The sequence below is a fragment of the Micromonospora sp. NPDC047134 genome, assembly GCF_040643455.1.
Taxonomy (GTDB): Bacteria; Actinomycetota; Actinomycetes; order Mycobacteriales; family Micromonosporaceae; genus Micromonospora.
Genome location: NZ_JBEYUI010000030.1, coordinates 22,792 through 36,461 on the forward strand (window position 1 = coordinate 22,792; position 13,670 = coordinate 36,461).

Annotated in this window: 13 protein-coding genes; 5 read left to right on the forward strand and 8 right to left on the reverse strand. The window is 71.7% G+C overall.

Annotated elements, in window-relative coordinates:
• Positions 1-82: 82 nt before the first annotated feature.
• The 3 genes from ABZ795_RS25635 to ABZ795_RS25645 are packed head-to-tail and all read left to right on the forward strand — an operon-like array spanning position 83 to position 2,449.
• Positions 83-715: an MBL fold metallo-hydrolase gene (locus ABZ795_RS25635; RefSeq protein ID WP_327022776.1), complete on the forward strand. Its 633-nt coding sequence runs from the start codon at positions 83-85 to the stop codon at positions 713-715.
• A gap of 4 nt (positions 716-719) precedes the next feature.
• Positions 720-1,652, forward strand: a complete 933-nt coding sequence (locus tag ABZ795_RS25640; protein ID WP_357532192.1) for a hypothetical protein — start codon at positions 720-722, stop codon at positions 1,650-1,652.
• Between the two features lie 59 nt (positions 1,653-1,711).
• Complete coding sequence (locus ABZ795_RS25645) at positions 1,712-2,449, forward strand: hypothetical protein (protein WP_327022774.1); 738 nt, start codon at positions 1,712-1,714, stop codon at positions 2,447-2,449.
• 128 nt (positions 2,450-2,577) lie between these two features.
• On the opposite strand, the gene ABZ795_RS25650 is transcribed toward ABZ795_RS25645, so the two are convergent.
• Complete coding sequence (locus ABZ795_RS25650; RefSeq protein ID WP_327022773.1) at positions 2,578-3,033, reverse strand: gamma-glutamylcyclotransferase; 456 nt, start codon at positions 3,031-3,033, stop codon at positions 2,578-2,580.
• Between the two features lie 106 nt (positions 3,034-3,139).
• Between ABZ795_RS25650 and ABZ795_RS25655 the strand changes: the two genes are divergently transcribed.
• Positions 3,140-4,543 (forward strand): NAD(P)H-quinone dehydrogenase, encoded by a 1,404-nt coding sequence (locus ABZ795_RS25655; RefSeq protein WP_357532218.1) that lies wholly within the window; start codon positions 3,140-3,142, stop codon positions 4,541-4,543.
• Here the strand turns inward: ABZ795_RS25655 and ABZ795_RS25660 are convergent.
• The 7 genes from ABZ795_RS25660 to ABZ795_RS25690 form a co-directional block, all read right to left on the reverse strand.
• Positions 4,500-5,219, reverse strand: a complete 720-nt coding sequence (locus ABZ795_RS25660; RefSeq protein ID WP_357532193.1) for a DUF998 domain-containing protein — start codon at positions 5,217-5,219, stop codon at positions 4,500-4,502. The two genes, ABZ795_RS25655 and ABZ795_RS25660, sit on opposite strands and share 44 nt — an antisense overlap.
• A gap of 117 nt (positions 5,220-5,336) precedes the next feature.
• Positions 5,337-5,951 carry a DedA family protein gene (locus tag ABZ795_RS25665; protein ID WP_357532194.1) on the reverse strand — a complete coding sequence of 205 codons (615 nt, stop codon included), beginning with the start codon at positions 5,949-5,951 and terminating at the stop codon, positions 5,337-5,339.
• 290 nt (positions 5,952-6,241) lie between these two features.
• Positions 6,242-8,272 (reverse strand): ABC transporter ATP-binding protein, encoded by a 2,031-nt coding sequence (locus ABZ795_RS25670; protein ID WP_357532195.1) that lies wholly within the window; start codon positions 8,270-8,272, stop codon positions 6,242-6,244.
• Complete coding sequence (locus ABZ795_RS25675; RefSeq protein ID WP_357532196.1) at positions 8,269-10,002, reverse strand: ABC transporter ATP-binding protein; 1,734 nt, start codon at positions 10,000-10,002, stop codon at positions 8,269-8,271. The genes ABZ795_RS25670 and ABZ795_RS25675 overlap by 4 nt, the downstream gene beginning before the upstream one ends.
• Positions 9,996-10,463 (reverse strand): MarR family winged helix-turn-helix transcriptional regulator, encoded by a 468-nt coding sequence (locus tag ABZ795_RS25680; protein ID WP_357532197.1) that lies wholly within the window; start codon positions 10,461-10,463, stop codon positions 9,996-9,998. The genes ABZ795_RS25675 and ABZ795_RS25680 overlap by 7 nt, the downstream gene beginning before the upstream one ends.
• A gap of 57 nt (positions 10,464-10,520) precedes the next feature.
• A complete protein-coding gene (locus tag ABZ795_RS25685; RefSeq protein WP_357532198.1) occupies positions 10,521-11,960 on the reverse strand; it encodes a GuaB1 family IMP dehydrogenase-related protein in 1,440 nt (479 codons plus the stop codon).
• Between the two features lie 59 nt (positions 11,961-12,019).
• Positions 12,020-12,616 (reverse strand): LysE/ArgO family amino acid transporter, encoded by a 597-nt coding sequence (locus ABZ795_RS25690; RefSeq protein WP_357532199.1) that lies wholly within the window; start codon positions 12,614-12,616, stop codon positions 12,020-12,022.
• A gap of 70 nt (positions 12,617-12,686) precedes the next feature.
• Between ABZ795_RS25690 and ABZ795_RS25695 the strand changes: the two genes are divergently transcribed.
• Positions 12,687-13,583: a LysR family transcriptional regulator ArgP gene (locus ABZ795_RS25695; protein WP_357532200.1), complete on the forward strand. Its 897-nt coding sequence runs from the start codon at positions 12,687-12,689 to the stop codon at positions 13,581-13,583.
• The last annotated feature ends 87 nt before the right edge of the window (positions 13,584-13,670 follow it).

A 13,670-nucleotide genomic window follows, 5' to 3' on the forward strand; every position in this document is an offset into this window, starting at 1 on the left:
ATAGGTGGGACGTGCCGCCTCACCTGACGGGTTCCGGCAGACTGCGCTGGAGACATCACGATTCGGTATGGGAGGCATCACGATGCGGATCACCAAGTACGCGCACTCGTGCGTGCGGATCGAGCACGACGGGGCGGTGCTGGTCGTCGATCCGGGCATATTCAGCGAATCGGCAGTGGCGCTGGACGGCGCCGACGCGGTGCTGATCACCCACGAGCACACCGACCACCTGGATGCCGAGGCGGTCAACCGGCAGTTGGAGCGGCGCCCCTTCGTCATCCACGGCCCGGAGTCGCTGTCCGGCATGTTGGGGGAGGCGGCCGAGGCGCTGCGCCCGGTACGCCCCGGGGACTCCTTCACCGCCGCCGGGGTGCCGGTACGTGCCTACGGCGGTCGACACGCCGTGATCCACCCCGACATCCCGGTGATCGACAACATCGGGTACCTGTTCAACGAGGTCGTCTACCACCCGGGCGACGCCCTCTTCGTGCCCGATGACGTGCAGGTGGACACCCTCTTCGCGCCGATCCACGCACCCTGGTCGAAGTTCTCCGAGGTGGTCGACTTCATCCGCGCGGTCGCCCCGCGTCGGGTCTTCGCCCTGCACGAGGGCCTGCTCAACGCGAACGGCCTGATGGTGCTCGACCGGCAGTACACCGCCCTGTCGGGCAGCGAGTACCGACGGCTCGAGCCGGGCAGCCGGATCGACGGCTGAGCCGATGCCCGAATCGGCGCCCGATCTCGTCGAGCAGCTCTACCGGACGCCGCCGGACCGGTTCGTCGCGGCCCGGGACGCTGCCGTGGCCCAGGCCCGCCGTGCCGGAGATCCGGGTGCCGCCCGGGAGATCGCCCGACTGCGGCGGCCCACCGTAGCCGCCTGGCTGGTGAACCTGCTGGCCCTGGAGCGGCCCGAGTTGGTGGCCGACCTGGTGCAGCTGGCCGAGGCACTGCGGGCCGCGCAGCGGGAGCTGCGCGGCCCGCGCCTGCGGGAGTTGTCCGCGCAGCGGCGGGCCGTGGTGGCCGCCCTGGTCACCGAGGTACGCCGGCTGGCCGCCGAGGTCGAGGGGGCCCCGTCGAGCGGGAAGCTGCCGTTGGCCGAGGTCGAGGCGACCCTGAACGCCGCCCTGTCCGACGCTCAGGTGGCCGAGCAGATCCGCTCCGGTCGGCTGCTGCGCTCCGCCCACTACGCCGGGTTCGGGGAGGTGCCCCGGCCCCAACTGCGCCTGGTGACCGGTGGGCAGGAGCCGCCGGCCGTACCCCCGCGGCAACAGCCCGCCCAGGGCGGGGCGCTGCGGGCCGAACAGGCCCAGCGGGCGGCCCGCGCGGAGCGCGAGCGCCGCCGTCGGGCTCTGGCCAAGGAGCTTGGCCGGGCCCGTACCGACCAGGACCGGGCCGAGGAGGAGTTGGCGGCCGCGGCGGCGGCCGAGCGGGACGGCACCGCCGCCCTGGACCGGCTGGAAGCGGAGTTGGCCGAGTTGGAGCGCCGTCGGGCGGTGGCCGAGCAGGAACTCAGCCGGGCCCGGCTGGCCCGCCGGGCGGCCGAACGGGCCGCCGGGGCGGCCCGCCGCCGCACCGGTGAGGTCGAAGCCGCGGTCGAGGCGTTGGACGCCGAGGAGGAGGATGCCGGGTCCGGCGGTGGGGCGGCAGACTGATGTCCCATGGACGGACCATCGGCGCCCACCCTGACGGACGGACCCTCGGGTGGCCGGGGATGACGCCGGAACAGGTGGCGGCGGCCAGCAAGCCGGCGGTGCTCGCCCTGGGTGAGGCGTACGGGCGATGTCCCAGCACCCTGCGACGGGCCCGGCTGCTCGGCATCTCGGGCTGGGCCTTCTACATCACCGGCCGGGCCGGTGCCCTGGGGGACGTCCGGGCCGAGACGGCCGCCGCGGCCCTCGGCTTCATCGCCCCGGACGCGGTGGCCGACGGCTGGGAGGGGGCCGCCCGGACGGTACGCCCGCTGGAGGTGGCCGCCGCCAGCCTGGCCGAGTGCTGCCGTTGGGGCGAGGACCGGCTGGCCGACCTGCCCCGCCTGGACCGGCTGGTCGACCTGGTGGAGCGGGCCGTGGCGGCGGCCGACGCCAGCGCCATGCCACTGTTCGCGGCCTGGCGGGCCATGCCCTCCCCGGCCGTCACCCCGGCCGCCCGGCTGGCCGCCGGGCTGCGCCTGCTGCGGGAGCACTTCACCGGTGCCCATCTGGTGGCGGTACGGGCCAGCGGGATGACCCCGCTGGAGGCGGTGCTGGCCGGGCCGGAAGGGGAGAGCGGGGCGATCGCCTGCGGGTGGCCGCCGCCGTACCCCCCGGTCGGGCCGCTGGTGCGGCGGCGGCTGTGGGCCGAAGCGGTGACCAACCGCCTGGCGGCACCCGCCTTCGTGGCCCTAGGTCCGGCCGGCGGCGCGGAACTGGTGGAACTGCTGGCCGCAGCCCGGACCCACACCGAACACTGACCGTGCGGCCCGGGGTTCCTACCTACCGGGGGAGAAAGCGGGGCTGACCGGGACAGATCACCCGGCTTTCCGGGGTCGACGCCCGCCGTGTCGGCGGCCGGTAGCAGACTGAGGGTGTGGGAGACGCGCTACGCCGAAGCGGTGCCGGTGGGGCGGGACCGCAGTTCGAGGACGTAGTCGTCCGGCGCGCCCGCCTTCTCGGCGGCGTTCGCGATCTCGGACAGATACCACGAGGTGGGCAGCCCGCCCTCGTAGCCGTCGAACACGTACACCCAGGCGGTCACCTCGCCGTCCAGGGTCGACACCCGGACGGTCAGCTTCCGGTAGGTGCCGGCCGTGACCCCCTCGATCTCGTCGAGCTGGGCCGCGTCGTACGGATGGATGTCGTAGAGCGCCACGAAGACCCGGTCGCCGGGCGATTCGACCACCGTGCTGACCGCGCCTTCCCAGCCGATGACATCCTCACCGGCGAAGGTCAGGCGCCAGCCCTCCAGCCAGCCGATGCCCACCATCGGCGAATGCGGGCAGTAGGCGCGCATCCGAGCAGGGTCCAGGTTCGAGCCGTAGGCGGCGTAATGACGCACGGCGATGACGATAGCCCGGCGGACGCTCGGGGGAGAATACGACGGTGCGTGTCGCACGTACCGGGGAGAAGAAAGTCACTGTGAGCATGGACGAGGGGCGGTCGTGGTGAGCCGGATCGTGATCATCGGCGGAGGGCCGGCGGGCTACGAGGCGGCGCTGGTGGCGGCCCAGTTGGACGCCGATGTCACCGTCGTGGAGGACGGGGGTGCCGGGGGTGCCTGCGTACTGTCCGACTGCGTGCCCTCCAAGACCTTCATCGCCAGCTCCGAGGTGGTTACCGGGTACCGCGACACCGAGGTCTTCGGGGTGCACTCCGACGGCCTGGAGGCCGTGACGGTCGATGCCCGGACGGTCAACGAGCGGGTCAAGCGGCTGGCCCTGGCCCAGTCCAGTGACATCCACGCCAAGCTGGTCAAGGCCGGGGTCACCTTCGTCTCCGGGCGGGCCCGGATGGGCGAGGACACCCTGGGGCACACCCACCGGGTGATCGTCACCCCGCACGGCGAGGAGGCCGCGTACGCGATCAGCGCCTCGACGGTGCTGATCGCCACCGGAGCCACCCCCCGTCAGCTGCCCACCGCCGTGCCGGACGGCGAGCGCATCCTGACCTGGCGACAGGTCTACGACCTGCTGGAGCTGCCGGAGCACCTGATCGTGGTCGGTTCCGGGGTGACCGGGGCCGAGTTCGCCAGCGCCTACCTGGCCATGGGGGTGCAGGTCACCCTGGTCTCCAGCCGGGACCGGGTGATGCCGCACGAGGACGCCGACGCCGCCCAGGCCATCGAGCGGGTGTTCCGGGCCCGGGGCATGAGCATCCTGAACAACTCCCGCGCCGAGGGGGTCCGCCGTACCGACGACGGGGTCGAGGTCGAGCTCTCCGACGGCCGCAAGGTGTACGGCTCGCACGCCCTGATCGCGGTCGGCTCGATCCCGAACACGGAGGCGCTGGGGCTGGCCGAGTACGGCGTGGAACTGGCCCGGGGCGGGTACGTGACGGTGGACCGGGTCTCCCGTACCAACGTGCCCGGCATCTACGCGGCCGGGGACTGCACCGGGGTGCTGCCGCTGGCCAGCGTCGCCGCCATGCAGGGCCGGATCGCCATGTGGCACGCCCTCGGCGAGGCCGTGCGGCCGCTGCGGCTGCGTACGGTCTCGGCGAACGTCTTCACCGATCCCGAACTGGCCACGGTCGGGGTCTCGCAGGACGAGGTGGACGCCGGCAAGGTGCCGGCCCGACAGGTGATGCTGGCGCTGGACGGCAACGCCCGGGCGAAGATGGACGAGATGGCCGACGGCTTCGTCAAGCTGTTCTGCCGTCCGGCCAGCGGCCAGGTGATCGGCGGAGTCGTGGTGGCCCCCAAGGCCAGCGAGCTGATCCTGCCCATCACCATGGCGGTGGAGAACAACCTGACCGTCAACGAGCTGGCCCAGACCATCACGATCTACCCCAGCCTCTCCGGCTCGATCACCGAGGCCGCCCGTCAGCTGATGCTGCACGAACTGGAGTGACCTGCCTTGCCGGCGGTCGCCCTGTCCGCCTCCGAGCGGGGGTGGGCAGGGCGGTGGCCAGCAGCACGAGCAGGCCGACCTCGGTGAGGATGAGGGCCCGTTCGATCAGGCCGTAGAGGGCGCGGTCACCGGGATAGGCCGACCAGACCTGGGCGGCGGCCAGCAGCAGGCTGGCCACCGCGAGCATCCGCAACCACCGGCCGGTACGGCCTCCGGCGGGCAGGTGGGCGGCGAGCAGCCAGCCGACCAGGGGCAGGGCCAGGAAGGCCAGCACGGAGGCGTACCGGTGCACGTGCGCGGCCGTGCCCATCTCGGTGCCGGGCGGATTGGTCGGCACCAGACCGGCGATCAGCAGCCCACCGGCCCACACCGCGAGCAGCAGCTGAGCCGTGCCCAGTCGACCGCCCGGCCCGGCCAGGCGGCGCAGGGCCGGCGTGCCCAGTCGACCGCCCGGCCCGGCCAGGCGGCGCAGGGCCGGTACGAGTAGCGCCGAGGCCACCGCCAGGGTCACCATCGCCAGGTGGATGGCGCCGCCGGAGTCGGAGACGGCGTAGTCGCTGACGGTCAGGCGCATCGGGTCCAGGCCCCGCACGGCGAGATGGCCGCCGACGGCCAGCAGTGCGGCCAGGGCGATTCCCCCGAGGGCCAGTGCACCGATGTTCCGGATTCCAGGCATGGTTCAGCCTGTCGCCGTACCCACCCCAGAGGGATCCGGGACGAGCACCGAAATCCGACCCCGGGTGCACCCCGACAGGCCCTCCGGTATCACCCCCAGGGTGACCGCCCGGTCGGGTCAGTCGGCCGGCAGTTCGGCCGGGGCCGGGGTGAACCGGGCGGCGATCGAGGCCAGGGCCCAGCCGGTCAGGGCGAACCCACCGGCGGCCACCGCCGCGATCAGCAACATCCGCCAGGCCGACCCGGTCAGGGCCGCCCCGCCCAGGTGCCCGACCAGACCCCCGTACGAGGCCCAACCGGTCGCCGCCAGGGCGGTGTACGGCAGGAACAGTCGCAGGGGATACCGGCCCCGACCGGCGGCGAAGCAGACCGTCATCCGGCCACCCGGCACGAACCGGCAGAGCAGCAACCCGGTGGGGCCGGGCCGGCGCAGGCCGGCCGCCAGGCGCCCGGCGATCCGTCGGGTCCGCCCCCGGGTCTGCGGGCGAGGTGGCTGACGCCGCGAGGTGCTGCGGCCGAGCAGGTAACAGGCCAGGTCGCCGGTGAACACCCCGAGAGCACCGATGCCGATGGCCGTCGGCAGGTCCAGTCCGCCGTACACCGTCAGGGCACCACCGGTGATCATCAACAACTGGGTGGGCACCACCGGTACGAAGGCGTCCACCACCAGCAGCACGAACAGCACGAGGTATGCCCAGCCAGGTGACGCCACCTGGGTAAGTAGGTCGGGCACCGTGGTCCCCTCGTGGTGTGGGCGGTTCGGACAGGTACCGAGCCTGACGATGTGTCCGGGGTCACCATGGCGGACCCTGCCCCGTCGTGACCAGCGACACTCGCCGGTGGTGTGGCCGGTGAGGGCTTTGACCGGGGAATATCGAAATCGACTGGTGTGCGATGACGGTCGCCGGAATCTCGCCCGGCGGCGTACCGTTGTCGGCGCGGCCCCGTGTGCGTCGGGTCCCCCGTTCCCGATGTCGGCCGTGGCCGGGCCGCTGACAGGTCCCGTGTCAGCGGCCCGGCACCCTAAGCGGGCACGGCCACCGGGTCCTCGCCGCCGACCGGCTGCTGGAACTGAGCCTGGTAGAGCCGGTGATAGGCGCCCTTGGCCGCGAGCAGCTCGGTGTGGGTGCCCTGCTCGACGATGCGGCCGTGCTCCATCATCAGGATCAGGTCGGCGTCGCGGATGGTGGAGAGCCGGTGGGCGATGACGAAACTGGTCCGCTCCGACCGCAGGGCCGCCATCGCCCGCTGGAGCAGCACCTCCGTACGGGTGTCCACCGAGCTGGTCGCCTCGTCGAGGATCAACAGTGCGGGCTCGGCCAGGAAGGCCCGGGCGATGGTGATGAGCTGCTTCTCACCCGCGCTGACGTTGCTGCCCTCCTCGTCGATCACGGTGTCGTAGCCGTCGGGCAGGCTGCGGACGAACCGGTCCACGAAGGTGGCCCGGGCGGCGGCGAGGATCTCCTCCTCGGTCGCCTCGGGCCGCCCGTAGGCGATGTTGTCCCGGATGGTGCCGCCGAACAGCCAGGCGTCCTGAAGGACCATGCCGATGCGACCGCGCAGGTCGTCCCGGCTGAGGGTGGTGATGTCCACCCCGTCGAGGGTGATCCGGCCGGCATCCAACTCGTAGAAGCGCATGATCAGGTTGACCAGGGTGGTCTTGCCGGCCCCGGTGGGCCCGACGATGGCCACGGTGTGTCCCGGCTCGGCGACCAGGGAGAGGTCGGTGATCAGCGGCTTGTCCGGGTCGTACCGGAAGGAGACGTCGTGGAACTCCACCCGGCCGTGCGGGTCGCTGATCCGGGCCGGCACCGCCGGGTCCGGTTGCTGTTCCTCGGCGTCCAGCACCGCGAAGACCCGCTCGGCCGAGGCCACCCCGGACTGGAGCAGGTTGGCCATCGAGGCGACCTGGGTCAGCGGCTGGGTGAACTGGCGGGAGTACTGGATGAACGCCTGCACGTCGCCGAGGCTCATCGCACCGGAGGCCACCTGCAAGCCGCCGACCACCGCGATCGCCACGTAGCTGACGTTCCCGATGAAGAACATCGCCGGCATGATGATCCCGGAGATGAACTGGGCCCCGAAGCTGGCCTGGAACAACTCGTCGTTCTTGGCGTGGAAGGCCGCCTCCACCTCACGCTGGCGACCGAAGACCTTGACCAGTTCGTGGCCGGTGAAGGCTTCCTCGATCTGCCCGTTCAGCTCGCCGGTGTGGGTCCACTGGGCGATGAACTTGCGCTGCGACCGCTTGGCGATCTGCCCGGTCACCAGCACCGACAGCGGCACCGCGACCAGCGCCACCAGGGCCAGCAGCGGTGAGATCCAGAACATCATGCCGAGTACCCCGACCACGGTGAGCAGGGCGGTCAGCAGTTGACTGAGGGTCTGCTGGAGGGTCTGCGAGATGTTGTCGATGTCGTTGGTGACCCGGCTGAGCAGTTCCCCGCGCGGCTGCCGGTCGAAGTAGGGCAACGGCAGCCGGTTCAGCTTCTCCTCGACGTCGGCCCGCAGCTGGAACACCGTGCGCTGGACCACCCCGTTGAGCAGCCACCCCTGCCACCACATCAGCACGCTGGCCGCCAGGTAGAGGACCAACGCGAAGATCAGCACCCGGCCCAGGGCGGCGAAGTCGATGCCCACCCCGGGCACCACCTCCATCCGGGCGAGCATGTCGGCGAAGTTGTCGTTGCCGGCCGCCCGGGCCGCGGCCACGGCCTGCTCGGCGCTGGTGCCGGCCGGAAGTTGCTGGCCGATCACCCCGGTGAAGATCAGGTCGGTGGCGTGCCCGAGCACCTTGGGGCCGATCACGGTGAACCCGACGCTCAGCACCGCCAGCGCGATGACCGCCGCCAGGTGCAGGCGGTGCGGACGCAGTCGGCCCAGCAGGCGTCGGGCGCTGGGCCCGAAGTTCATCGAACGCTCGGCGGGCATCCCCATGCCCATGCCGCCGTGCGGGCCGCCACGATGACCCCCGGCGGGCAGTCGTCTCGGCGTACTCTCGCCGGCCGACTGCTGGGCGGGGATGGCCGACGCCCCGGATCGCCGCTCGGTCATGCCGGCACCTCCGTGGTGCGTTGGGACGCCACGATCTCGGCGTAGGTGGGGCAGGCCGTCAGCAGGTCCTCGTGTCGGCCCAGGCCGACCACACCGCCGTTCTCCAGCACCACGATCTGATCGGCGTCGATGATGGTGGAGACCCGTTGCGCGACGATGATCACCGCGGCGTCGGCGGTGACCGGCCGCAGGGCCGCCCGTAGGCGCGCGTCCGTGCCGAGGTCCAGCGCGGAGAAGGAGTCGTCGAAGAGGTAGATCTCCGGCCGACGGACCAGGGCGCGGGCGATCGCCAGCCGCTGTCGCTGGCCACCGGAGACGTTCGTGCCGCCCTGGGCGATCGGGGCCGCCAACCCCTCCGGCATGGCCTCGACGAAGTCCCGGGCCTGGGCGATCTCCAGAGCCGTCCAGAGTTCCTCGTCGGTGGCCTGCGGGTTGCCGTAGCGCAGGTTGCTGGCCACCGTGCCGGTGAACAGGTACGGCCGCTGGGGCACCAGCCCGATCCGGTTCCACAGTTGCTCCGGCGCCAGCTGCCGCACGTCGACCCCGTCGACCAGTACGGCACCGGAGGTCACGTCGATCAGCCGGGGGATCAGCGAGAGCAGGGTGCTCTTGCCGGCCCCCGTACTGCCGATGATCGCCGTGGTGCTGCCCGGTGTCACCCGGAAGGAGATGTCCCGCAGCACCGGCTCGGCGGCCCCCGGGTACTGGAACCGCACCTGGCGCAGTTCCAACTCGGCTCGGCTGGTCACCTCGACGACCGGGTCCGGGGCGGGCAGCACGGAGGACTCGGTGTCCAGCACCTCCGTGATCCGTTCCGCGCAGACCGCCGCCCGCGGCACCATCATCAGCATGAAGGTGGCCATCATGACGGCCATCAGGATCTGCATCAGGTATTGCAGGAAGGCGGTCAGCGCACCGACCTGGATGGCGCCCTCGTCGACCCGCTGACCGCCGAACCAGAGCACCGCGACGCTGGAGACGTTGAGCACCAGCATCACCACCGGGAAGATCAACGCCATCAGTCGGCCGGTACGCAGGGCGGTCGCGGTCAGGTCGGTGTTGGCGTTGGCGAACCGGGCCGTCTCGTACGGCTCCCGGACGAAGGCCCGGACCACCCGGATGCCGGTGATCTGTTCCCGCAACACCCGGTTGATGGTGTCGATCCGGGTCTGCATCAGCCGGAAGCTGGGCACCATCCGCCGGATGATCAGGCCCAGCAGGATCGCCAGCACCGGTACGCAGACCAGCAGCAGCCAGGAGAGCCCGACATCCTCCCGCAGGGCCATCACCACCCCGCCGACGCTCATGATCGGGGCGGCGACCAGCATGGTGCAGCTCATCAGCACGAGCATCTGCACCTGCTGCACGTCATTGGTGTTGCGGGTGATCAGCGAGGGGGCGCCGAAGTGGGCCACCTCCCGGGCGGAGAAGCGGTTGACATGCCCGAACAGGGCCGCCCGCAGGTCCCGGCCGAAGCCCATGGCGATGTGGGCACCCAGGTAGACCGCCGCGATCAGGCAGATGATGTGCACCACGGTGAGTGCCAGCATCCAACCGCCGGTACGCAGGATGTAGTCGGTGTCTCCCCGGGCTACCCCGAGGTCGATGATGTCGGCGTTGAGGCTCGGCAGGGCCAGTGAGGCGATGGTGCTGACGAACTGGAGCAGCACCACCATGGCCAGGGGCCGTCGGTACGGGCGCAGGTTGCCGCCCAGCAGCCGGATCAGCATGTCGGATCTCCCGCGGGTCTGCCGGCCGGCTCCTCCTGGCCGATGATCTCAAGGAGGAACTGCCGGATGACGGCCGCCTTGGTCGGGTCGGCGTCGACCGAGGTGAGGGGGCGGCGCGCCTGGATCATCGCGGTCAGGGCGTCCACCCGGTCACGGCCGGTCGGGGTCAGGGTCAATTTGACGGTACGCCGGTCGGTGCCGTCCCTGCGGCGCTGCACCAGGCCGTCGCGCTCCAGGGTGTCGACGATGCCGGTGAGGGTGGCCGGGCGGACGAAGCACAGCTCGGCCACCGCACGGTGCGGCAGTTCCCCGTGCTCGGCGAGGGCCATCAGGGCGACCATCCCGGCCTGGGTGAGACCGTGCTCCTCGGCCAGATAGCGGTTCCACCGCTGGCCGGTGAGGTGCCCGGCGACCACCAGGAGGCGGCCCAGCGGCACGTCCCCGAGTTGGACCAGTTTCATGTCGGTAGATTAGATACCAGACAGTCAGGGGCCAAAGTATTTTCGGGGATGTGCCACTCACCAACTCGTCGGCAACGGCATCCCCTCGGTGTAGCCGGCGGTGCTCTGCACCCCGACCAGGGCCCGGTCGTGAAACTCCGGCAGGGTACGCGCACCGGCGTAGGTGAACGCGCTGCGTACCCCGGAGATGATCTCGTCGATCAGGTCCTCCACCCCGGGCCGGGTCGGATCCAGGTACATCCGGGCCGAGGAGATGCCCTCCTCGAAGATCGCCTTGCGGGCCCGGTCGTACGGGCTGTCCTCACTGGTGCGGGCGCTGACCGCCCGCGCGGAGGCCATCCCGAAACTCTCCTTGTAGCGGCGGCCGTCCTCGTCGGTGTAGAGGTCCCCGGGGGACTCGTAGGTGCCGGCGAACCAGGAGCCGATCATGACGTTGGAGGCCCCGGCGGCCAGGGCCAGGGCCACGTCCCGGGGATGGCGCACCCCACCGTCGGCCCAGACGTGCCGGCCCAGTTCCCGGGCGGCGGTAGCGCAGTCGAGCACCGCCGAGAACTGCGGCCTGCCCACCCCGGTCATCATCCGGGTGGTGCACATCGCCCCCGGCCCGACCCCGACCTTGACGATGTCTGCGCCGGCCTCCACCAGATCGCGTACCCCGTCGGCAGTGACCACGTTGCCCGCCGCCACCGGGACCCCCGGATCCAGCCCGCGCACCGTCCGCAGCGCGGAGATCATCCGCTCCTGGTGGCCGTGCGCGGTGTCCACGACCAGGGTGTCCACCCCGGCCGCCAGCAGCGCCGCCGCCTTACCGGCCACGTCGCCGTTGATTCCCACCGCCGCCGCGATCCGCAGCTGCCCCTTGTCGTCCACCGCCGGCCGGTACAGGGTGGCCCGCAGGGCCCCCTGCCGGGTGAGTACCCCGACCAGCCGCCCCTCCTCGTCGACCACCGGGGCCAACCGGCGTCGCCCGACGGAGAGCCGGTCGTATCCGGTGCCCGGATCCGCCCCCGCCGGCACGGTGTGCAACTCGGCCGACATCACGTCGCGCAACTGGGCGAAGCGATCCACCCCGACGGTGTCCGCCTCGGTCACCACCCCCATCGGGCGACCGGCCTCGTCGACCACAATCACCGCGCCGTACGCCCGCTTAGGCAGCAGGTGGATCGCGTCGCCGACGGTGTCCGAGGGGCCGAGGGCGATGGCGGTCTCGTACACCAGGTGCCGCTGCTTGACCCAGGTGACCACCTCGGCCACCACCTCGATCGGGATGTCCTGGGGAATCACCGCGATGCCGCCTCGGCGGGCCACCGTCTCGGCCATCCGCCGACCGGCTACCGCGGTCATGTTCGCCACCACCAGGGGGATCGTGGTGCCGGTACCGTCGCCGGTGGCCAGGTCGACATCGAGCCGTGAGGCCACCTCCGATCGGGCCGGGGCCATGAAGACATCGTTGTAGGTCAGGTCGTACGCCGGGGTGGTGCCATTGAGGAAACGCACCCGGCCATCATTGCCGCCGATGCCCGTCCGCGCCGCCGCTGGTGGAGGAAACCACCCGCTCAGCCCAGCACCAATGCCGCCGCCACCACGACCATCACCACCGCGATCAGGCCGTCGAGGGCCTGCCAGACCCGGGGACGCGCCAGCAGGGGAGCCAGCCGGTAGGCACCGACACCGAGGGCGGTGAACCAGCACACACTGGCCAGAGCGGCTCCCACCCCGAACCACCAGCGGTGCTGGTGCTGCTGGGCGATGCCGCCGAGCAGCAGCACGGTGTCCAGATACACGTGCGGGTTCAGGTAGGTGAAGGCCAGGCAGGCCGCCAGGGTCGCGCCGAGCCGGGCCGGGGGCCGGTCCGCGGGGGTCAGGGCCCCGGGGCGCAGGGCGCGGCGGGCGGCCAGGATCGCGTACCCGATGAGGAAGGCGGCACCGCCCCAGCGGATCGCGGTGAGCACCTCCGGTCTACCGGTCACCATCGAACCCACCCCGGCGATCCCGACCCCGATCAGCAGGGCGTCCGACACCGCGCAGGTGAGCACGACCGGCACCAGGTGTTCCCGGCGCAGGCCCTGGCGGAGCACGAAGGCGTTCTGCGCCCCGATCGCGACGATGAGGGCGATGGACAGGGTGAAACCGGCAACGGCCGAGGTGAGCATGGGTCGACCGTAGGGGTGCAGTGGATCATCAGTCCAACTAAAGATTCTTCACACGGTTAAGCTCAGCTTCATGGCCGGTCTGGACTCCGCCCAGCTCCGTACCCTGGCCGCCGTGGTCGAGGAGGGCAGCTTCGAGGCGGCCGGTCGGCTACTGCATGTCACCCCCTCGGCGGTCAGCCAGCGGATCAAGGCCCTGGAGGAAACCGTCGGGCAGGTGCTGGTCCGACGGCAGCGGCCCTGCCAGGCCACCGAGGCCGGACGTCCCCTGCTCCGCCTGGCCGGACAGCTAGCGTTGCTGGAACGGGAAGCCCTGGCCGACGCGCGCGGGCCCCTCGGTGGCGACCCTGGTCGTACCCGGGTGGCCGTCGTGGTCAACGCCGACTCCCTGGCCACCTGGTTCCCGGCCGCCCTGGCGCGGTTGCCCGCCTCGCCGGAACTCTCCTTCGACCTGCGTCAGGACGACCAGGATCACAGCGCCGAACTGCTGCGCGCGGGAGCGGTGATGGCCGCGGTGACCGCCCAGCGGGAGCCGGTGCAGGGATGCCGGGTACGCCCACTCGGCGCGATGCGGTACCGGGCCCTGGCCACCCCGGCGGCGGTACGACAATGGTTCCCCGAGGGGCTGACCCCGACGGCCCTGGCCGCCGCACCGGTGGTGGTCTTCGACCGCAAGGACCGCATCCAGTACCGCTTCCTCAAGGCCCTGGCCGGTCACGACCTGGACCCACCGGTGCACTACGTGCCGTCGGTGCCCGCCTTCAGCGCCGCCATCCGCCTGGGGCTGGGGTGGGGGATGGTGCCGGAGCAGATCGCCGACGAGGACCTGGACTCCGGCCGCTGCGTCGACCTGGCCCCGGGCCGGGTGGTGGACATCCCGCTGTACTGGCAGCACTGGCGACTCGACTCACCGGTGCTGACCGCACTCACCGCCGCGGTGGGCGCGGTAGCCGCCGAAACCCTCCGCTGATCCGCCGCACGACCGTCGGCCGCTGAGCTGCGCGGTGCGACGTCGTGCAGTGTTAGGAGGGGACCCCTTTACTACCCCAGGCGTTAA